The organism is Vibrio sp. RE86 (assembly GCF_013114545.1).
Classification (GTDB): domain Bacteria; phylum Pseudomonadota; class Gammaproteobacteria; order Enterobacterales; family Vibrionaceae; genus Vibrio.
The window spans coordinates 1-21,357 of record NZ_VTXI01000022.1; the positions used below are offsets into that span (position 1 = coordinate 1).

Sequence of the window (21,357 nt, forward strand, 5' to 3'; positions counted from 1 at the left end):
ACTTTAAGTCTAACCAGTGCGGAGCGGTAGTTCAGTTGGTTAGAATACCGGCCTGTCACGCCGGGGGTCGCGGGTTCGAGTCCCGTCCGCTCCGCCACTTATTTCGAAAACCTCGCTTTTGCGAGGTTTTTTCGAATCTACAATTTGATAGATTCTACAGGGGTGTAGCTCCAATTGGCAGAGCAGCGGATTCCAAATCCGCGTGTTGGGAGTTCGAATCTCTCCACCCCTGCCATATACTAAGCCTCAGCAGAAATGCTGAGGCTTTTTTACGTCTATTGCTTCTACGAATCAATGTTGGGCTAACTAGACGTCCTTAAGGCCTTAGTTTTTTGACTAAGGCCTTTTTGCTTTCTTTCGTCCCCAAAAGGCCATATAGGATTGCTCTCGAACTGAATGCTAGCCAAGCCTCATTGTTTAGTTCTAATTGAGAAGTGTTCTTATTATTTTGTTACATTTATATCTTCTAAGATTACTTGGCAAAACAAATGAATATCTCTCGTCGACGCTTTATTCAGTCTTCTTTGGCTATTTCCGCTCTAACGCTCCTCCCTGCATGTACGGTTCGCCGTTCAACTGATTCAGACGGTAAGTATGTCTATGACCTTACTGCAGAGCTTTCAACGGCTGAATTAGTGCCTGGTTATACATCGAATGTACTTGCGTTCAATGGAGATATACCTGCACCAACAATTCGCTGTCGTCAGGGTGAAGAGGTTGTTATTCGCTTTACCAATAAGCTTTCTGAGCCAACCACTATTCATTGGCACGGCCTCAGGATACCTATCGAAATGGATGGGGTTCCTTTCTTAAGTCAGCCACCAATTATGCCCGGCGAGACTTTTGTTTATCGATTTACTCCTCCTGATGCCGGTACATTCTGGTGTCACCCACATATGAATAGTGTGAAGCAACTGGGTATGGGACTAGTTGGTCTGATTATCGTAGAGGAGTCTAACCCTGTTGAGTTTGATGAAGAACATGAAGTTATGCTCAAATATTGGCACCTTGATAAACAAGGGGAGTGGAAAGACCTAATGATCCCGCGACTCAGCGCAAGAATGGGAACGGCAGGAGAGTGGAGCAGCGTTAATGGTGTTCATGAGCCAGAGTACAATCTTAAAGCGAATGCCACGACCCGTTTACGTATTGCAAACGTCGATAACACGATCACTTATCCAATTGCATTAGAAGGCGCTGAAGGTTGGGTAATAGCGATTGATGGCAATCCTGTTAAAACGCCTTATAGGCTTACTCAGCATAAAATTGGCCCTGGTATGAGAGTTGATATCGCCTTCATTGCTCCAGAAGCAGGAGAGCGTGTTTACGTGCGTCAAATGAAAGGGCGTTTTCCATTCCCTCTGTGTTCCTTTGCAGTGATCAGTTCCGATCTTCCTGATCACCAACCGATCCCTAAACTCCCTATGAATCCCGTTCCTAACTTGGACATATCTAACGCTGAGACGGTTGACTTCGTTTTCGAATGGGAAGGTGCTATTAGCCCTGTAGGAAAAGATGGTAAATCTATGCCTAAGTTTTGGCTGACCAACAAACGCGCTTGGGAGGGAATGAGTAAAGACAATATTCCAGCACCGTTAGCAAGTTTAGAGCTTGGTAAAACCTACATCTTCAATCTTAAGAACGTGACCCAATACCATCACCCTATTCATATACATGGACATACGTTCACTGTTCTTGAAATTGACGGGAAGAAAGTTCAGGAGCCATTCCATACTGATACCGTTTTGCTCGGGAAAAATGGTAGTGCTAAAGCAGCCTTTGTTGCTGATAATCCTGGGCGTTGGATGTATCACTGTCATGTTATTGAGCACATGAAGACAGGTCTGATGGGGTATATCGAAGTTAAGTGACTCCTGTAACTTTTTAATTGTTTTGGTATTTATTAGGCTGAATATTGATTAATCTTATCGAAATTGGTTAACAACAAGCTAGAATATTAAGACTTTCAGGAGAGGATCATAATGGGACAACTTTCTATATTAGGGTTTATTGCACTCGGTGGTGCATTTGGTGCGTGCTCTCGTTATCTGATTTCTGAGCTTTGTGTGGTGCTTCTTGGGAGAGGATTTCCATACGGTACTCTTACGGTCAACGTAGTAGGTTCTTTTATCATGGGCCTACTTATTGCGGCATTTGAGAATGAGATGCTCGCTACTGAACCGTGGCGACAAATTATCGGATTGGGCTTCCTCGGTGCACTGACAACCTTTTCAACATTCTCTATGGATAATGTCCTCCTTATGCAGCAAGGTGCATTTTTTAAGATGGGGTTAAATGTGCTTCTTAACGTCGTTCTTAGTATTTCTGCTGCATGGATTGGCTTTCAATTGCTAATTAAAAGCTAGGGCTGTTCAAAAAACTACCAATATTTATGCAAGTCGGCTTGGTTTAACCAGGCCGATTTTATATACTCGTTTCACTTGTCGGAGTGCCTTAAGGCTGAGACCGTTTATTCGGGATCCGTTGAACCTGATCAGATTAATATCTGCGAAGGGAACAAGAGAAGATACCTAGACTGGCTTTCTGCCAGTTTTCTATTCTTAATCGATAAAGACTGCGTCTGTAGTCGCTGTATATCGATACCTCTTGTCGCATCTTTCCGCCAAGCATTTTTATCCAAATACTTTTTATCTAAGAATAACAAAGCAAGGAAAAATGCTATGTCGAATCGCAAGCAAGCGAGACTGGAAGCAAAACAGTTTATTGATACGCTATCAGTACAACCATACCCAAATTCAAGCAAAGTCTATGTAGAGGGCTCACGCTCGGATATTCGCGTACCAATGCGAGAAATCTCGCTAGCGGATAGCCTCATCGGTGGCACAAAAGACTCACCAATTTTCGAGCCTAATGAACCTGTACGAGTTTACGATACGTCTGGTGTTTACACAGACCCAGAACATACGATCGACTTATACAGCGGTCTACCTAAGCTCAGAGAGAACTGGATTGCAGAGAGAGAAGATACAGAGTTACTTGATGATGTCAGCTCTGTATATGCTAAAGAGCGTCTAGAAGACGAAACACTTAATGATCTCCGTTACGGAAATCTACCACGCATTCGACGTGCTAAAGATGGCCAGTGTGTGACTCAATTGCACTATGCTCGTCAGGGCATAATTACTCCAGAGATGGAATACATCGCGTTGCGTGAAAATATGGGACGTGCAAAGTATCGTGATGAAGTGTTGAATCAACAGCATCCTGGGCAAAGTTTTGGTGCCAACTTACCTAAAGACATTACTGCCGACTTCGTCCGCAAAGAAGTTGCAGAAGGTCGTGCAATCATCCCGTCAAACATTAACCATCCAGAATCTGAACCAATGATTATCGGCCGAAACTTTCTAGTTAAAGTGAATGCCAATATTGGTAACTCATCGGTGACTTCGTCAATTGAAGAGGAAGTTGAGAAGCTAGTTTGGGCCACTCGCTGGGGCGGTGACACAGTGATGGACCTTTCTACTGGTCGTAATATTCACGAAACTCGAGAGTGGATCTTACGTAATAGTCCGGTTCCAATTGGTACAGTTCCAATGTATCAGGCGTTAGAGAAAGTAAACGGCGTCGCGGAAGATCTTAATTGGGAAGTGATGCGAGATACCCTAATCGAGCAAGCAGAGCAGGGCGTGGATTACTTCACTATTCATGCAGGTTTACTCCTTAGGTACGTGCCTATGACGGCGAAGCGAGTGACTGGTATCGTATCTCGAGGTGGTTCAATCATTGCGAAGTGGTGTTTAGCACATCACCAAGAAAGTTTCCTATATACCCATTTCAGAGAGATCTGTGAAATCTGTGCTAAGTATGATGTCGCATTGTCTTTAGGTGATGGCCTTCGTCCTGGCTCCGTTGCTGATGCCAATGATGAAGCCCAATTTGCAGAGCTTCGTACATTAGGTGAGTTGACTAAGGTCGCTTGGGAATATGATGTGCAGGTGATTATCGAAGGCCCTGGTCACGTGCCAATGCATATGATTAAGGAGAACATGGAAGAGCAGTTGGAGCATTGCCATGAAGCGCCTTTCTATACGTTAGGCCCACTAACGACGGATGTTGCACCTGGCTATGACCACATTACTTCTGGTATTGGTGCGGCAATGATTGGTTGGTATGGCTGTGCAATGCTTTGTTATGTGACGCCGAAAGAGCACCTTGGCCTTCCTAATAAAGAAGATGTGAAGACAGGCATGATTACCTACAAGCTTGCTGCTCACGCGGCTGACTTAGCTAAGGGGCATCCTGGTGCGCAAGTTCGAGATAATGCTCTATCCAAAGCTCGCTTCGAGTTCCGATGGGAAGACCAATTCAACCTCTCTTTAGACCCAGATACGGCACGAGCATTCCATGATGAAACCCTGCCTCAAGAGTCAGGCAAGGTTGCTCACTTTTGTTCTATGTGTGGACCTAAGTTCTGTTCAATGAAGATCTCTCAAGAGGTCCGTGAGTACGCCAAAGACACAGAGCAAGTCGCTGCTGACCAAGCTATCTCGATCAAGATGCTTGATGACCCACTAGAAGGAATGCGTCAAAAGTCGCAAGAGTTTAGAGCAACAGGCTCGGAGTTGTATCACCCTGCGGCACATTCAGAGGTCAGTGACTAATGATTAAAATCCTTATTCCGTCATCATTGATTGAACTAACAGGCTTGGTTCAACAGTGTTTGTTGTTGGCGAAAGAACAGGGTTTTAGCATCGAAGAGATTGAGTTGGATGTAAGTCCAACTCAGTCAATTCAGCTTGTTCGCGACCAACAAATAACATACGTCTCCACCGATCTGATTGATAAACATAATGTGGTTTTAGAGCCTACTTTCTCGCTTTACTACCACTCAGATTTATCGGTAGAGGCGTGTGCAGAACAGTCGTCAAACTCAATTTATATTGGAGTCTATGACGAACTGGCCAACAAAGAAGTCGATGAAATACCTCTACTGGATATCTGGCGTCACTCTATCAACAATGAAGTGAGAGCGCTTTCAGTTCGGGCTAAATCCAATAACCTATTTGCACCACAAGAACACTTTGCATGGGTGGTCACACTCACAGTGCTCGACTTTCCTATAGAAGATGTACTGACTCTTGCGCGAGGTATGACAGGTCAACAAACGAATGTTTCACGTGAAACATTCGCGAATGACAACGTCCACTCTCAACTATTTACTCGTTGGGCGTGCGAGTTCAATGATTTCCCAACCCCGGTTTTGGAAGATGAACGACTCGGTATTCAAGTGGGTTGGTCAGCACAAGGAGAGAGCGTTAGCTTTCCAACTCTAACTAAGCAAAGTCTCGGACTCTACCCGGTGGTTGATGATGTGGCATGGATTGAGCGATTGTTACCGCTGGGTATTACTACTATCCAACTAAGAATCAAGAATCCGTCACAGGCTGATTTGGAGCAACAGGTTATTCGCGCGGTAGAACTTGGTCGTCAACATGATGCGCAAGTCTTTATCAATGACTATTGGCAACTTGCTATTAAGCATGGTGCTTACGGTGTGCACTTAGGCCAAGAAGATATCGAAGAGTCAAACCTTGCGCAGTTAAGTGAGGCAGGGATCAGGCTTGGGTTATCAACACATGGCTACTATGAGCTATTAAGGATTGTTCAAATCAACCCAAGTTATATCGCTTTGGGTCATATTTTCCCTACCACAACCAAGCAGATGCCATCAAAGCCGCAAGGTTTAGTCCGATTGGGGCTTTATCAAAAATTGATTGATAGCATCCCTTATGGGGAAGTTACAAGCCGTGAAGGTATTACCAAGAACCTACTAGGTTACCCAACTGTCGCTATCGGTGGTATTGACCAGTCAAATGCGAATCAAGTTTGGCAAACAGGAGTGTCCAGTTTAGCTGTGGTAAGAGCAATCACTTTGTCTTCATCGCCGAAGTCTGTCATTGACTATTTTGAAGGTTTGATGAACGAGAGAACGAGTGGTTTTGCGGATGAATTTGTGCGAACCGTTAGCGAAGAGAGGCCTTAACGTGCTCACTGATAAACAATTCGTCCGCTATCAACGCCAAGTCGCACTTGTTGAGATTGGTGAAAACGGACAAGAGCGGCTGAGTCAATCTCATGTGTTGATAATTGGTTGTGGCGGTTTAGGCAGTGCTGCCAGTTTGTATTTGGCAGCTGCTGGCGTAGGCAAGATCGTTGTTGTCGATGATGATGATGTCGATAGCAGTAACTTACAAAGACAAGTGATCTATCGAGAGCATGACCTTGAGGTTAGCAAAACTGAAGCAACGGCCAAGCAGCTTTCCGAGTTGAACTCTATGGTGCAAGTTCGTGCGATAAACAAGCGACTCGATAAAAGCCAACTCGGGCTCGAAGTCATGCTTGCAGACGTCGTATTGGACTGCACGGACAATATGCCTACACGTCAGTTAATCAACCGAGTTTGTCTTGAGCAAAACACTCCTCTGATATCAGCTGCAGCCATCGGTTGGCAAGGGCAGTTCGCGGTTTTCGATTATCAATCGGGTCAAGGGGAAGCTTGCTATCGTTGTCTCTATCCGTTTGATGAGCTCAAGCAGAGCAAGAAGTGCAGTGAGAGCGGTGTGGTTGGCCCCGTTGTTGGCACGCTAGGAAACTATCAAGCACTTGCGGCTATCCAGAAGTTAGCCACAGGCGTATTTCATGTCGAGACGGCAAAGCTTCACCTGTTTGACGGCCTTAAGATGCAATGGCAAACCATGGCAATTAATAAAGACAAACAATGCCAAGTTTGTAGCCCAGAAGCTGAGTAGATCAGTACCCAACGATAAAGAGTAATAGTCGATGTATATTACGATAAATGAGCAGCAGCAGCAGGTTGCTGAAAAAACGAGTTTAAAGCAGATTGTCGAACAGTTTGAGTTACCAGATATGGGCTGCGTATTTGCAATTAATAACAATGTTGTGCCGCGTAGTGAGTGGGAAAACACAATACTCTCAGAGGGAGATGCCATCTCTCTTTTTCAAGCTATCGCAGGGGGATAACCAAGATGCTTACTATTGGTGATAAACAATTTAACTCACGCCTTTTTACAGGTACCGGCAAATTTGCAAACAGCAAACTTATGGCAGAAGCCATACAAGCGTCGGGCTCTGAGCTTGTAACAATGGCACTAAAGCGTGTTGATATTCATGATCAGCAAGACGATATCCTTAAGCCTTTGGTCGATTGTGGCGTTAACCTATTGCCTAACACATCAGGTGCGAAAACAGCAAAAGATGCCATATTTGCAGCTCACCTCGCGCGTGAAGCACTTGGTACAAATTGGTTAAAGCTTGAGATACACCCAGATCCTAAGTACCTCATGCCAGATCCGATCGAAACGTTGGCTGCAGCTGAACAACTTGTGCGAGAGGGGTTTATTGTTCTTCCATACTGCCACGCCGATCCAGTTCTGTGTAAACGTCTAGAAGAAGTTGGTTGCGCTGCTGTAATGCCACTGGGTGCACCAATTGGTTCTAATAAAGGAATTGTGTCACACGACTTTCTCGAGATTATTATCGACCAAGCGAATGTGCCTGTTGTGGTAGATGCGGGGATTGGTGCACCTTCGCATGCGGCTCGCGCAATGGAAATGGGCGCAGATGCAGTACTTGTAAACACGGCGATTGCGGCATCAAGCAACCCAGTTGCGATGGCTAAAGCGTTTAAGATGGCGGTAGAGTCAGGCCGAATGGCTTATGAAGCAGGCCTTGCAGGCAAGGTTTCACACGCGGTTGCTTCCAGTCCGCTTACTTCATTCCTGGATTAAAGTGAGAAACTAATGAGCTTCGTTGAACATTTTAATCAGCTCAACTGGGATGATATCTCAATGTCGATTTACTCTAAAACGGCACAAGATGTTGAGCGCGCACTGAGCAAAACCAAACGTGACTTGGAAGACTTTAAAGCGCTAATATCTCCTGCAGCAGAACCTTACTTAGAGCAGATGGCACAACAGTCTTACACGCTCACGCGTAAGCGATTCGGTAATACGATGGCGCTGTATATTCCACTCTATCTATCGAACCTTTGTGCGAATGCATGCACGTATTGTGGGTTCTCGATGGAGAACCGTATTAAGCGTCGAACTCTTAATGCTGAAGAGATCACTGCTGAAGTGACTGCCATTAAACAGATGAAATTTGATAGTGTGCTATTGGTGACTGGGGAGCATGAGACTAAAGTAGGGATGAAGTACTTCCGTGAGATGGTACCGCTGATTAAAGAGCAGTTTAACTATCTGGCCATGGAAGTTCAGCCACTAGACCAAGGTGAATATGCTGAGCTTAAGAGTTTGGGATTGGATGCTGTGATGGTTTATCAAGAGACCTACCATCCATCAACATATGCTGAGCATCATCTTCGTGGTAACAAAATGGACTTTGAGTATCGATTGGATACACCAGATCGCTTAGCGAAGGCAGGCATTGATAAAATTGGTATCGGCGCATTGATTGGTCTTGAAGAGTGGCGTACAGATTGCTTTTATGTTGCCGCGCATTTGGACTACCTTGAGCGCACATACTGGCAAACGCGTTATTCAATTTCCTTTCCCCGCTTACGTCCTTGCGAAGGGGCTCTTCAGCCTAAATCGGTAATGTCAGATAAACAGCTCGTTCAGTTAATCTGTGCTTATCGATTGTTGAACCCTGAAGTTGAACTCTCACTCTCAACTCGTGAAGCTCCACAGTTTAGAGACAACGTGTTACCACTAGGTATTACTAGTATGTCAGCGGCATCGAAAACACAGCCAGGTGGTTACGCAATGGATGATGTAGAGCTCGAGCAGTTTGAGATCAGTGATGAACGTAGTGCGAGTTCAGTGGAAGGTATGATTCGAGCGAAAGGTTTTGACCCAGTGTGGAGAGACTGGCACTCAGCTTACTCTGGTTAGTTAGCGAGTAACGCAAATGGACATTCCTATGTTTCACGTGAAACATAGAGAAGAAGGAGGGTTGACGCAAAACGTCAACCCTCTACTTTTTCTAGCTTCTAGCTTCTAGCTTCTAGCTTCTAGCTTCTAGCTTCTAGCTGTGCGTTAAAGGTTGTGTCGCGGAGCGAAGCCACTCTTTTACGTCACCATCAACAAGCGGACTAATGTCGCTCCAGACTTTCTCATGGTATTCATTTAACCAAGCAAGCTCTGGTCGTGTCAGCATATCAACATTGATATTGCGCTGATCGATAGGACAACGAGTGAGAGATTCAAATGTTAGAACAGGGAAGTCGCCGTTAGTTGGAATTTCGACAACAAGCTCTAGGTTTTCGATGCGAATACCGAAAGCATCCGCGCGGTAATAACCTGGCTCATTAGATAGCACCATACCTTCAACTAGCGGTACATCAATCTGACGTTTTGAGATGCTTTGCGGGCCTTCATGAACACTCAAGAAGTGGCCGACACCATGGCCCGTACCGTGGTCATAATCATAGCCTTCAGCCCATAAATGTTGGCGAGCTAGCGTATCGATTTGGTAACCACGAGTGCCTTTCGGGAAGCGCGCACGCGCAACGCCAATATGCCCCTTGAGTGCTAATGTGAACTGCTTAATCATTTCTTCGCTTGGCTGACCAATCGCAATAGTACGCGTAATATCAGTGGTACCATCTAAGTACTGACCACCTGAATCAACGAGGTACAGAGTGTTCATTTCAAGTTGGCCTGGTCTCGGCTGGTTCTCATGGTTGTAATGACACATTGCCGCATTGCTACCGGCAGCAGAAATGGTATCGAAGCTCAGATCTTTCAGTGTTGGGTCTTCACGGCGGAACTGCTCAAGAGTATCCGATAGTACCGCTTCATTATGTAGATTGCCTGCATCCACCTCAGCGTCAAGCCAAGTTAAGAACTTGACCATCGCAGCGCCATCACGAACGTGACACGCTTTCATTCCTGAAATCTCAACCGCATTTTTGGCTGCTTTCGGCATCAAACATGGATCGGCTTGGCTAATGACTTCAGCGCCGGAATTTTGCAAAACAAGTTTAAACCATGAGTTTGAGGTAACTGGGTCAACCAAGACTTTTTTGCCAGATAACGCTTCGACTTGTTGTTGTAGGGATGCAGGATGGTGAACAGAAACACCTTGACCCACATGGCTGTCAAACTCAGCAGGGATACGGTTAGGGTCTAAGAAAAACTCTACACTTGCATCACTGTGCAGGATGGCATGAGAAAGTAGGACTGGTAGACGAGAAACATCTAAACCGCGGATATTAAGCAGCCATGCGACAGAGTCGAGTGCTGTGATGATTGCGCTGTCTGCACCGGATTTAACGACTAGTTCTGCGACTTGCTTACGCTTACTTTCACTAGATTGACCAACAGATTCCGTTGGCATCAAAATCATCTCAGACACCACTGGAGAAGGGCGATCACTCCAAAGCTTATCGATTGGATTGCTTTCAAGGATAGCTAGCTCATGTTTAGCGGATAGCTTTGCTTGCGCTTGGCTTAACCAGTTCGCATTGTGCATACGTGGGTCAATCGCAACTTTGCTCTGGGCTGGAAGCGATTCTAGAATCCAATCTAATGCTGGTTCTTCGATGAGATGGCGGTATTCAAACAGCGTTGCTGGGACTTCTTTCGTCACCTGAACGGTGTAACGACCATCAACAAAGATAGCGGCTTTATCTTGAGTAATAACGGCAGCTCCTGCTGAGCCAGTAAAGCCCGTCAACCAATGTAGACGTTCGTTATGTGCTGGAACGTACTCGCCAAGGTACTCATCTTCATGAGGCACGAGCAGGGCATCAATATTGTTTTGTGCAAGCCACTCACGAATAGCAGTTAATCGCTGCTCAGTATTAGTTAGCATCTGTGTTAATCCTTCATTATGGTTATGGCGTCCTTGGTAAATTCTCATGCGTTACTCGGACGATGCCAATAAGCTACTCTTTTTACCGTTTGCCTGCAAACTATCTCAGAGCCGTAGTTTTATCTTTAATAATCTGTCTTAACCACGAAAGTGCAGGGTCATTTTCTCTGTCTCGATGCCAGAACAGTGTATATGCCATAGGCGGGAATTCCATAGGTAGTGGAAGTACTGTTAAGTCGAGTTGTTTCGAGGCTAGTTTGACGAAGTGACTTGGCGCTGTGAAAACAAAATCGGTGTATGAACATAAGCTTGCTGCGCTATTAAAGTCAGGAACTGTAATCGCAATATCACGCTCTTTTCCATAATCAGCTAAGCGGTAGTCGAGTAGCCAACGGTCATTACCATCACAACGGACCTGGACATGACGTTGCTCTAAATACTTCTCTAGTGTCCATTGGCCAAACAAAGCAGGGTGGTCTTTTCGCAACAAACACATTTGATTGTCACGGTAGATCTCTTGTTCACAGATATCAGCCGGAGGCAGCATGGTTAGCTTGGCGTCATTGATATCAATATCTTTGCCGGTAATGCCGAGGTCAATTTCGCCACGCTGGATCTGGCTAAATGTTGTATCTGACCAAGCATGAGTACTGATGGTCACTCGTGGAGCACGTTTAAATATCTCAGGTAGAAAGTGAGGAAGTATAAGCGGATAAACACTCTCGACCGCCGCTATTTGGTAGCGATAGTCACTTGAACTTGGCGAGAATTGTTCTGGCTGGGTCAGTTGTTCGAGTTGATGGATCAGTACCTCAAGCTTAGGTTTAAGAAACAACGCTTTTGGTGTTGGTTTTAAACCGTGAGCATGACGAACAAACAGTGGGTCATCAAATTGTGTTCGCAGCTTGGCCAAGTTCTTACTGACCGCAGATTGGCTAAGGCATAAACGATGGGCAGCTCGCGTGACGTTGAGCTCTTCAATAAGGACACGTAAGCACACCAGCAGGTTTAGGTCGAGACGCGCGAGTTTCTCTATATTCATTAGAAATTCTCTTTAGGAATAACATTGATGATTATTTGTCATTAGATGGCATAACTAGTCTAGCTTAAACTACGGCTTCAATCATCTTATGCTTTTGGAGAAAAAGTCAGTGCACACGGCAAACCATTCAGTACCACCAAAGACTCAGCTCGTTTTGCTGACTCTATTAGTTCTATTTAGCCCACTAGCGATAGACATCTACTTGCCAGCACTGCCAATGATCTCCTCTACGTTTCACGTGGAACATGCATTAGCGCAAGACACAATCACTTGGTTCTTGTTTGCCATGGGTGTAGGTCAGTTGTTTGCTGGGCCTTTGGCTGACAAGCTTGGACGTCGAACTGTTGCATTGGGAGGTGTTAGTATCTACGCGGTGAGCGCTGTATTGGCGTGGAGTGCTCAAAATATAGAGTGGATGCTAGCAGCTCGTTTGCTACAAGGCTTAGGTGCGTGTGCGACATCGGTAGCAGCCTTTGCAACAGTTCGCGATATCTTTGGCCCTCAAAAGAGTGGCAAAATGATCAGCTACCTAAATGGTGCGATCTGCTTTATTCCTGCATTGGCGCCTATTCTAGGGAGTTGGTTAACACAGCAATTTGGCTGGCGTTCAAACTTTAGCTTTATGGCAGGCTTTGCGGCAGTAGTATTGGTGATGCTTTGGGTTGGATTAAAAGAGACTAACCCTCAAATGAGCAAAGAGCCGGTATTCAAACTCAACCGTTACTTAGATGTTGTGAAAACACCGTCATTCCTCTTCCATGCTTCCCTATGTATGTTAGCGATGGCTGTGATTCTTGGCTATGTCACTTCTGCACCGGTCGTTCTAATGGAAAGCCTAGGCTTAACCATGAATGAGTTCACGTTCTGGTTTGGCGTCAATGCAGCAATCAATATTGTGGCTTGTATGAGTGCACCTAAGTTTATGGATAAATTTGGTACGCATTTGGCGCTGACGGTGGGCATTGTGACTTTGGCGTTTGCAGGTGTGGTAATGCTAATCATGATGTCTAGCGCAACGCCGTTCGCGTTTATGTTACCTATCTTCTTGTCTTCAGTCGGTTTCGCGTGGATCTTGGGCGCGGCAGCAGGTAAAGCGCTAGCGCCATTCGGCGACAAAGCGGGGACGGCGGCGGCTCTACTTGGTCTATTTCAAATGAGTGGTTCAGGCTTAGTTGTCGGTACTGTTCAGCGTTTAGGAATGGAACCTCAGGTAATGATTGCAACGTTGATGTTGATTGTTACACCTGCATTGGCGATTCTGTGGTCAAAGTCAGGCAGAACTTGGCATTACGCGGCCGTGTAATGTGTTGATTCGCTCTTTGCTATTGTAATCAAACGATGTATATTTGAGCTTCTTACCCCGTAATCTGTGGATAAAACGCAATAATGTCAATGACTACCTACGAGATGGCTCGCTTAATGGAGCAGTTGGAAGATACTCCAGAAAAGATTATGTTCGGCAAAGTATTGAGTGAGCTGGGCAATCAAAGCGGTGAGCGTATCCGTAGTGCAGCAAAACAAGTTCCACTCCCTATACTGCGTGACATGGTTTACCAGTTTCAGCAAGTGATTGAAGCGCGCAAAGATGAGCAGATTGAGTCTTTAGCAAAAGAGATTGCTGAAAAAGGCATCTCGGTAGAAGAGCTTAAACAATATTTAACGTCGAAGTAGGCGTTATCGACCCGATACTAAAAACTCGCTCCGGCGAGTTTTTTTATGGATTGACGTTACGGTTGATCGGGTTTTGCAGTGAAATTAGTGTCTCAGTAGATTGCACTTCGTCGATGGCTTGTAGCTTATCAATCAAGACATATTGGAGCTCTTCAATTGAACGACACATCAGCTTCACGAAGATGTTGTATGCGCCCGTTGTGTAGTAGGCTTCAACTACCTCTTCCAAGGCATTGAGCTTCTCCAGTGCTGAGTGATAATCGCGCGCGGCATTGAGGTTGATACCAATGAAACAACAGACGTCATAGCCGAGCTTTTTGGTATCGACGATGACTTCGGTGCCCTGAATGATATCCGCCGATTTCATCTTCTCGATTCGAACATGAATCGTTGCAGGGCTAACTTGGAATTGCTTAGCCATTTCTGCATACGGCGTTTTAGCATCTTCCATCAGGGTTTTGAGAATGGCCTTATCAAGGTCGTCGAGTTTGATATTTTGAGTCTGCATCAAGAGCCTTAAAGTTCACGTTAACACTATGGTATATAGGACAAATTATCACCACTAGTGATACAATTATACCTAATCTTCCTATTATCGAGAGCTATTTTAGTGCGCTTTTGTCTCTTAGTTCTAGCTACCATTACGAGCTTATTTGTTAACGCAGAAGAAAAAGATGTGTTGGTTGTTCACTCTTATCATCAAGGCTTTTTTTGGACAGATGCGTTTCAGGCAGGTTTAGACGCTGAGTTAAGACAGGCTGAGCTTTCTGCAAGAGTGTTGTATCTCGACACCAAGCGCCTTCAAAGTGAAGCATACCTAGAACAACTCTACCAACTGTACAAAACCAAATTTGAACAAGAGCAGTTTGAGGCAGTCGTAGTCAGTGACAACAATGCGCTGGCACTGATGCAAAGGCTAGGCCCGCAGTTGGGGGACACTCCGGTCATCTTTGGCGGCATCAATAACTATTCTCGTCAGCTTCATGACAATATTAATGCCACCGGGGTCATCGAAGATATTGACCTATACAGCAATATATCTCTCATAGAACGCCTGCAGGAAGATATTCAATCCATCTATATTGTTAGCGACCACTCCATCACGGGTGAAGCTGTTCGTAGTCAGATTGGAGCTTTTCTAGATCACTACCCCAAATATCGAAATACGATTGTATCCGTTACTCCTGATAGCTTTGAAGATTTACAAACGTTAGTGGCGAGTTTGGATCATCGCAGTAGCGTGCTGTTTTGGGTTTATTATCGAGATAAGCAAGGCGAAGTATTTACCGAGACTGCTCAGTGGAAGAAAATTAATTCGGCCTCGAATGCGCCCATCTATATGGTCCACGATTTAGGGCTCGGCTATGGCGCAGTGGGCGGTGTCATTCAAAGTGGTAAAACTCACGGTCAACTAACCGCAGGGCTGTTAATTGATGTGCTGACTAACCCAAGCGCACCGATGCCAAAAGTCAAAGTTGGCACCCCTGAAATCAAACTCGACTATCAAGCCGTTCTCAAGTGGGGGTTAGGTATAGAAGGAGAGGCCGCCTCTGTGATTTTCAATCGCCCGCTCTCTTTCGCTGAACGATATGAGAGAGAGTTGAAGATTGTTGGCAGCGTCGTAGTTTTCCTCTCTATTGTTATCTTGTTTCTGGTCTACTACTTGAGCCGAATAAAGCGCAGCGAGCAACTCGCTAAAGAGAGCCAGACTCTGATTGAAATGGTCTTCGACCAAAGCTACCACTACATTGGCGTCTTGGATGAAAGAGGCTCGATAGCGTCGAGCAATCGAAAACTACAAGAATTGCTATACGACCAAAATTTCAGTGTCGAAAGACCTATCTGGCAACATCCTCACTGGGAAGATGATGCAGTAGATAATATTAAACGCTTTTTCAACGATTCGGAGCGTGGTGGTGTCGCTCAATTTGAAGCGGAAATTTGGCACGCCGAACAAGGCTCGCTGGTTCTAGAAATGTCGCTAAAGCCAATTCCTACGCTTAGGCAAGGTAAGCAGTATTTGCTTGAGGCTCGCGATATTACCTCTCGTAAGATCACAGAAGAGCGTTTGTTCCAGCGAGAGGCTAACCTCAGTCATTATTATGATCAGCAACCCGTCATGATGGTGACGCTGGATGACCAGAATCGAATTCAACAAGTTAATCATTTTGCTGAGCAGCTACTTGGCTATAAGGCTGATCAAGTGTTAGGTCATCGTCTGCGCGAGTTCTATCTCCATGAAGACGCATTGATCCCTAGACAGGTCTTACTGCAACCCAAACAAGCGTTGAAAGGCGTTTGGCGTCGAGATATCGAGTATCGCCATGCTGATGGTCGCAAAGTCTGGATCCGTGAAAACATTCGCCCGCTAGTGGAATCTGGCCATCTGTTGATTGTGGGTGAGGATGTAACAGAAACTCGAGAGCTATCAGAACAACTTCAGTATCAAGCTCAACATGACTTATTGACGGGTACCTATAGTCGAAATTATTTCGAACAAGAACTAGAGAAAGCGCTCAAAGAGGTGTCGAGTTATACCCGTACTCACGCCATGCTATACATCGATCTTGATCAGCTTAAAGTACTGAACGATACCGCTGGGCACGAGGCCGGAGACGCGGCTATTCAGTTCTGCGCTAGCATGTTGGAGGAAGTACTGCCTTACAATACTGTGCTTGCGAGAATGGGTGGGGATGAGTTTGCCATCTTGCTAAAAGATTGTACCGAAGTGGATGCAAAGAAGTTGGCGTCTAGCATCATTAATTCTCTCGGAGAGCATCCATTCATCTGGGAAGAGATTCGCCTAAGCCTAAACTGTTCGATTGGTATTCGCTTAATTGACCATACCGCCTCGTCGCCTCAAATGGTGCATGCGCAAGCTGATACTGCCTGCCATGTTGCAAAAGAGGAAGGGCGTAATCGCTACAACCTTTACTGTTTAGATGACAAAGAACTACGTCGCCGTGAACAAGAGATGGAAAGCGTCAATCTAGTGCATGATGCTTTGGCGAATCAACGTATCGAGTTGTTTGCTCAACAGATCCTCAGCTTGAATGATAGTGAAGTGGGTATGCACTTTGAGATTCTTATTCGTATCAAGAACGCGCAGGGTAAATACATTTCACCGGGAATCTTTATGCCAGCGTCTGAGCGCTACAACATTGCACACCTTCTTGATAAACAGGTCGTGACACAAACACTTGATTGGTTTGAAGCTAACCCTTCAGCGCTCGATAAACTCAGCTTGTGTGCGATTAACTTATCGGGTCATTCGATGGGCAATAAAGAGTTCATTGCGTTTCTACTCGATAAGTTAGAAAACAGTACCGTACCTTGCGACAAGATATGTTTAGAGATCACCGAAACCGCCGCGATGAGTAACATGAACCAAGCGATTGAGTTCTTTACTCAACTCAAAGCCTTAGGCTGTTTAATTGCGTTGGATGATTTCGGTTCTGGGTTGTCATCTTTTGGTTATCTTAAAAAGCTTCCGGTTGATATCGTGAAGATTGATGGCATCTTTGTGAGAGATATTGATGTCAACGAGATGGACCACTTGATGGTGCGTTCAATCAATGACCTAGCCCGTCAAATGGGCAAAAAGACTGTGGCAGAGTTTGTTGAAAATACTCGTATCATTGAGCAGTTAATGGAGCTCGATGTCGACTACGCGCAGGGGTATATCATTGGTAAACCTAAACCATTACCGGAATTAGTGAGCGAACTTATCGCCACACAGAAAGCTTAGTGCCAGTGTCGAAAATCCAGTACACTGCGCACCGTTATTGATATTCAGCTTGGGAGCACTCCGTGCAGCTACAACTTCAATGTGAAGACCTCACTCAAACAGAACGTTTTCAACAGCTCATGCAGCGCTGGGGGCTTACTCACGACGAGCAAAGTGAATTTGCTCTGGTATTGACTGATGAGCGATTGGAGCTACGTAAGCTGGATGAGCCTAAGCTGGGGGCGATCTTTGTTGATTTGGCGGGTGGTGCGGTTGCCCATCGACGCAAATTTGGTGGCGGTAAAGGGCAAGCGATCGCCAAAGCGGCTGGACTGAACAAAGGCAGTACACCGACGATTCTCGATGGTACAGCCGGTCTTGGCCGGGATGCGTTCGTGCTTGCATCATTGGGTTGCAAGGTGCAAATGGTTGAGCGCCATCCAGTCGTCGCTGCCTTGCTGGATGATGGTTTGGAGCGTGCTAAACAAGATGCCGAGATTGGTGGCTGGGTAACAGAGCGTATGTCGTTGATTCATGCCTCAAGTCTAAACGCACTCAGTGACTTAGCCAGCGATCCTCAATTTTCACAGCCTGACGTCGTTTATCTCGATCCGATGTATCCACATCCTGAAAATAAAAAGAAAAGCGCCTTAGTAAAGAAAGAGATGCGTGTATTTCAATCTCTTGTTGGTGCTGATCTTGACGCCGATGGCCTATTAGAACCTGCGCTAGCCCTTGCCAGTAAAAGGGTTGTGGTAAAAAGGCCAGACTACGCAAATTGGCTAAATGAGAAAAAACCAACCATGGCGATAGAGACCAAAAAGAATCGTTTTGATGTTTATGTCAATGCATCAATGACTTAGCGCACAGCATTTTAATCGACTGATTTTTGTTCTTGCTTAAAGACGTTTAAACAGGTATATCTTACTAAGAACTATTCGTATTCTTAGCTGGAGTAGTAGTGTGGCTAAACGTCTTTGTAAGATGAATCGTAAACAGATCGCTGAAAATCTCGGCGAGATTCACCGTCTTGTTGTGGCACCTAAGTATGTCTGTCGATCTTGCACACGCTCGTCTGCTGAGAAGTCTTCATTGTGTAAACCTGCCGCGATTCCTCCTCAACACTGTCAAAACAAACCGCTAGAAGAGCAGAAAAGCTGCGGCCTACTGGCTGAAGCCTTGCCTAAACAATCAGAGCAGAAAGCGGATGCAGTGCGTCGCGTTGTCGAACGGGTTAAAGCTAAAGTTGAACTCACCAAAGCTTCACCTGTTAAGAAAGAAGCTGACGTGGAGCTAAGCTCGGTAGACTTACTCGATAAGAAAGCGATCAAGAAAGCGAAAAAGGCCATCAAGAAGCAATTTAAGCAGCAAAAGAAACTGCTTAAGCTGGCTAAGAAGCAGGGCAAGTTGCTCAAACGACAGAAGAAGCTGGAAGCGGGTATTGCTCAGTCAAAAGTCTTGACTCGACAACTTCCCCAACTGGTTGAGTTACAGAACCAGTCGAGTATCCACTAACAAATTCAAATAAAAACGCTCTTCAATTGAAGAGCGTTTTTTCTATCAGTTTGTCGATTGGTAACTCTGCTCGACTTTGCGTTTTACCCAAGTCTCATTGACCCAAAGTGAAAGCAAGATGATGGCACCGCCAATGCAGAGTTGTGCGATATCGACATCGCGATTCCAAATCACGATGTTGACGATAAGCCCTGCAGGCACCAAAGCATTGTTCATGACGGCAAGTGCGCCAGCATTGACCATCGTCGCGCCTTTGTTCCAAGCAAAGTAACCCAATCCAGAAGCCACCAAGCCTAGATACGTTAGCACGCCCCACTGAGTGGTCGTGGTTGGTAGGTTATCTAAGTTACCTTTTAGTGCGAACGCTACTGTCGCAACACACAAGGCGCCGAGGTAGAAGTAACCGAAGATAGTATGCTGAGGCAGATCTACTTCATACTTCTCCATCAAGTATTTATAGCCCACTTGGCCGATAGCGAAACAGATGTTTGCGCCTTGGACAACCAAAAAGCCAACGACGAAATTCTCGTTAATACCAGCGAACTTAATAAACGCAGCACCAGCAACGGCAATCAATGCAGTGACCAGATACCAAGGAGAGAAGCGACGTTTAAGCAGATCGTAGATCAGAGTGACGTAGATCGGAGTGAAAACGGTGAATAGTAGAACTTCCGGCACAGAAAGCAGTAAGAAGGATTGGTAGTAGAATAGGTACATTAGACCAAGCTGACAGCCACCGACGACCATTAGCTTCGCAATAAGGCCTTTATCAACGCCTCTGAATTTTAAGAATGGCAAAAACACCAAGCTAGCTAGCGCAACGCGCATAAAGACAGAGAACCAAGAATCAACCTGACCAGCAAGATAAACGCCGATCAGGCTAAACGAAAATGCCCACAACAATGTGACGGCAGAGAGGTAACCCATAACTAAGACTCATTATCAAAATTTATGGGCGCAGTTTATACCAATCTTGGCGATGAATCAGTCTTTGAGTGGTACAACCAACATATCAACGGGCGAACAGTTTATGAGCTGGCGAGTTGATGAAAGTAGTTTGCTCCAAAAATCTTGGTGGTGACCACACACAACCAAATCGATATTGAACTCTTTGATGGTGTCACACAGTTCATTGCTGAGATCTCCACTGCCCACCAATGTGTGCTTGATCGGAAAATCGGCATGTTCTGCGAGGTGCTGTAGCTGCTGTTGAGAGGCTTCAATGGCTTGGTGCTGCGTCTCGGCTAAGTTGATGTCGATTAAGCCGGTATACAGCTCAGCGTAGTTCACATCGATATGGATAAACGAAATATCCACGTTGAGGGGTTTGGCCAAGGATACCGCTTTGTCGACCAACAACTTACTGTCTTCAGAAAGGTCTATGGCAACCAAAATATGCTGATAACTCATGATGCTATCTCCTTGTAAGGGTACTGACTAAAGGTTAGCACCTTAGGTAAAGAAATTTTGCCATAGCGATCTCAGATCCACATTTGGTTATCAAAGTGTTATGGTGTCGAAAATGATATAGTCAATTTAACTTCATAGACTTAGTAGGAGTAGCAAATGCTTTCTCAAGCAATGGTTGAACAATTGAATGAGCAAATTAATCTCGAATTTTTCTCATCCAATCTATACTTACAAATGAGTGCTTGGTGTGAAGACAAAGGATTCGAAGGTGCGGCTGAATTTTTACGCGCACACGCCGTAGAAGAAATGGAGCACATGCAGCGTCTTTTCACTTACGTGAGCGAGACAGGTGCAATGCCTATTTTAGGCGCGATTGAAGCACCAAAGCACGAGTTCAATAGTCTGGGTGATGTATTCCGCGAGACGTTTGAACATGAGCAAATGATCACTGAAAAGATCAATAAATTGGCTCATGTCGCGTTTACATCTCAAGATTATTCTACATTCAACTTCTTGCAGTGGTACGTTGCTGAACAGCACGAGGAAGAGAAGTTATTTAAAGGGATCTTAGATAAGCTAGAACTTGTTGGCGAAGATGGTAAAGCACTGTTCTTCATCGATAAAGATTTAGCAGCTTTGGCAAAAGAAGGCTCATCTTCAATTATGGATGCCCCTGCTGAGTAATTTTCAGCGAAAGACACTCTAAGTAGATCGTCTTTTTCTCCGGGCACTCTTTGAAGATGTAGGGAGGAAAAGATGATCAACGCCGACACAATTCTATTCACACTGATGCTGGTAACAGTTGTTAATATGGCTCGTTATCTCACCGCATTGCGCTCTCTTATCTACATCATGAGAGAAGCTCACCCTCTGTTATACCAACAAGTCGATGGTAATGGTTTCTTTACTACTCATGGAAACGTCACTAAACAAGTGCGCCTGTTCCACTACATTAAAAGTAAAGAGTATCACCACCACCATGATGAGGTGTTTACGGGCAAGTGTGATCGCGTGCGAGAGTTGTTTATCCTTTCTACGTCGTTGTTGGGTGTCACGCTGCTGGCGGCGATGATTCTTTAACGCTCAATTGGCATTCCCACTAAATGCCGTTAGAATGACCGCCTAAATTGCAAAGGATGTGCGTTATGCACATCCTTTTTTATTGGTTTTTTAT

The 21,357-nt window shown here is 45.3% G+C and carries 20 protein-coding genes, 2 tRNA genes and 1 riboswitch; of the genes, 17 read left to right on the top strand and 5 right to left on the bottom strand.

What is annotated here, in order from left to right:
• Positions 1-20 precede the first annotated feature (20 nt).
• From F0231_RS17390 to thiH, 10 genes are all read left to right on the top strand, one after another.
• Positions 21-97 (top strand) — tRNA-Asp (locus tag F0231_RS17390).
• Between the two features lie 61 nt (positions 98-158).
• Positions 159-235: transfer RNA gene (locus F0231_RS17395), tRNA-Trp, on the top strand.
• Between the two features lie 253 nt (positions 236-488).
• Positions 489-1,871, top strand: a complete 1,383-nt coding sequence (locus tag F0231_RS17400; protein ID WP_171760971.1) for a multicopper oxidase family protein — start codon at positions 489-491, stop codon at positions 1,869-1,871.
• 111 nt (positions 1,872-1,982) lie between these two features.
• Positions 1,983-2,366, top strand: coding sequence for a fluoride efflux transporter CrcB (crcB, locus tag F0231_RS17405; RefSeq protein WP_171760972.1), 384 nt, complete (start codon positions 1,983-1,985; stop codon positions 2,364-2,366).
• Between the two features lie 69 nt (positions 2,367-2,435).
• A riboswitch (TPP riboswitch) is annotated at positions 2,436-2,534 on the top strand.
• 147 nt (positions 2,535-2,681) lie between these two features.
• A complete protein-coding gene (thiC, locus tag F0231_RS17410) occupies positions 2,682-4,622 on the top strand; it encodes a phosphomethylpyrimidine synthase ThiC (protein ID WP_171760973.1) in 1,941 nt (646 codons plus the stop codon).
• Positions 4,622-6,004: a thiamine phosphate synthase gene (locus F0231_RS17415; protein ID WP_171760974.1), complete on the top strand. Its 1,383-nt coding sequence runs from the start codon at positions 4,622-4,624 to the stop codon at positions 6,002-6,004. The genes thiC and F0231_RS17415 overlap by 1 nt, the downstream gene beginning before the upstream one ends.
• A gap of 1 nt (position 6,005) precedes the next feature.
• Entirely contained in the window at positions 6,006-6,770 is a 765-nt protein-coding gene (gene thiF, locus F0231_RS17420; RefSeq protein WP_171760975.1) for a thiazole biosynthesis adenylyltransferase ThiF, read from the top strand.
• A gap of 31 nt (positions 6,771-6,801) precedes the next feature.
• Complete coding sequence (thiS, locus tag F0231_RS17425) at positions 6,802-7,002, top strand: sulfur carrier protein ThiS (RefSeq protein WP_171760976.1); 201 nt, start codon at positions 6,802-6,804, stop codon at positions 7,000-7,002.
• Positions 7,003-7,007: 5 nt separating this feature from the next.
• Positions 7,008-7,769 (top strand): thiazole synthase, encoded by a 762-nt coding sequence (locus tag F0231_RS17430; protein ID WP_171760977.1) that lies wholly within the window; start codon positions 7,008-7,010, stop codon positions 7,767-7,769.
• A gap of 12 nt (positions 7,770-7,781) precedes the next feature.
• Positions 7,782-8,894 carry a 2-iminoacetate synthase ThiH gene (thiH, locus tag F0231_RS17435; protein WP_171760978.1) on the top strand — a complete coding sequence of 371 codons (1,113 nt, stop codon included), beginning with the start codon at positions 7,782-7,784 and terminating at the stop codon, positions 8,892-8,894.
• 133 nt (positions 8,895-9,027) lie between these two features.
• On the opposite strand, the gene F0231_RS17440 is transcribed toward thiH, so the two are convergent.
• Together F0231_RS17440 and F0231_RS17445 are read right to left on the bottom strand one after the other, a co-directional pair.
• Positions 9,028-10,818: an aminopeptidase P family protein gene (locus F0231_RS17440; RefSeq protein WP_171760979.1), complete on the bottom strand. Its 1,791-nt coding sequence runs from the start codon at positions 10,816-10,818 to the stop codon at positions 9,028-9,030.
• 100 nt (positions 10,819-10,918) lie between these two features.
• Entirely contained in the window at positions 10,919-11,860 is a 942-nt protein-coding gene (locus F0231_RS17445; protein WP_171760980.1) for a LysR family transcriptional regulator, read from the bottom strand.
• A 109-nt stretch (positions 11,861-11,969) separates the two neighbouring features.
• On the opposite strand from F0231_RS17445, the gene F0231_RS17450 reads away from it, so the two are divergent.
• Entirely contained in the window at positions 11,970-13,163 is a 1,194-nt protein-coding gene (locus F0231_RS17450) for a multidrug effflux MFS transporter (RefSeq protein ID WP_367613484.1), read from the top strand.
• 83 nt (positions 13,164-13,246) lie between these two features.
• On the top strand, positions 13,247-13,531 hold the full coding sequence (locus F0231_RS17455; protein WP_171760982.1) for a hypothetical protein: 285 nt from the start codon (positions 13,247-13,249) through the stop codon (positions 13,529-13,531).
• Between the two features lie 43 nt (positions 13,532-13,574).
• Here the strand turns inward: F0231_RS17455 and asnC are convergent, their stop codons facing one another.
• Positions 13,575-14,039 carry a transcriptional regulator AsnC gene (gene asnC / locus F0231_RS17460; protein ID WP_171760983.1) on the bottom strand — a complete coding sequence of 155 codons (465 nt, stop codon included), beginning with the start codon at positions 14,037-14,039 and terminating at the stop codon, positions 13,575-13,577.
• Positions 14,040-14,141: 102 nt separating this feature from the next.
• Here asnC and F0231_RS17465 point away from each other — a divergent pair, with 102 nt between their 5' ends.
• From F0231_RS17465 to F0231_RS17475, 3 genes are all read left to right on the top strand, one after another.
• On the top strand, positions 14,142-17,279 hold the full coding sequence (locus F0231_RS17465) for an EAL domain-containing protein (RefSeq protein ID WP_171760984.1): 3,138 nt from the start codon (positions 14,142-14,144) through the stop codon (positions 17,277-17,279).
• A gap of 62 nt (positions 17,280-17,341) precedes the next feature.
• Positions 17,342-18,121, top strand: a complete 780-nt coding sequence (locus F0231_RS17470; RefSeq protein WP_171760985.1) for a class I SAM-dependent methyltransferase — start codon at positions 17,342-17,344, stop codon at positions 18,119-18,121.
• A 100-nt stretch (positions 18,122-18,221) separates the two neighbouring features.
• Complete coding sequence (locus F0231_RS17475; RefSeq protein WP_171760986.1) at positions 18,222-18,773, top strand: hypothetical protein; 552 nt, start codon at positions 18,222-18,224, stop codon at positions 18,771-18,773.
• Between the two features lie 45 nt (positions 18,774-18,818).
• Here F0231_RS17475 and F0231_RS17480 read toward each other — a convergent pair whose 3' ends face one another.
• Both F0231_RS17480 and uspA read right to left on the bottom strand, forming a co-directional pair.
• On the bottom strand, positions 18,819-19,700 hold the full coding sequence (locus F0231_RS17480; RefSeq protein WP_171760987.1) for a carboxylate/amino acid/amine transporter: 882 nt from the start codon (positions 19,698-19,700) through the stop codon (positions 18,819-18,821).
• Between the two features lie 57 nt (positions 19,701-19,757).
• Positions 19,758-20,183: a universal stress protein UspA gene (gene uspA, locus F0231_RS17485; protein ID WP_171760988.1), complete on the bottom strand. Its 426-nt coding sequence runs from the start codon at positions 20,181-20,183 to the stop codon at positions 19,758-19,760.
• A 156-nt stretch (positions 20,184-20,339) separates the two neighbouring features.
• Here uspA and ftnA point away from each other — a divergent pair, with 156 nt between their 5' ends.
• Both ftnA and uspB read left to right on the top strand, forming a co-directional pair.
• A complete protein-coding gene (gene ftnA, locus F0231_RS17490) occupies positions 20,340-20,867 on the top strand; it encodes a non-heme ferritin (RefSeq protein ID WP_171760989.1) in 528 nt (175 codons plus the stop codon).
• Positions 20,868-20,939: 72 nt separating this feature from the next.
• On the top strand, positions 20,940-21,263 hold the full coding sequence (gene uspB / locus F0231_RS17495; RefSeq protein ID WP_171760990.1) for a universal stress protein UspB: 324 nt from the start codon (positions 20,940-20,942) through the stop codon (positions 21,261-21,263).
• The last annotated feature ends 94 nt before the right edge of the window (positions 21,264-21,357 follow it).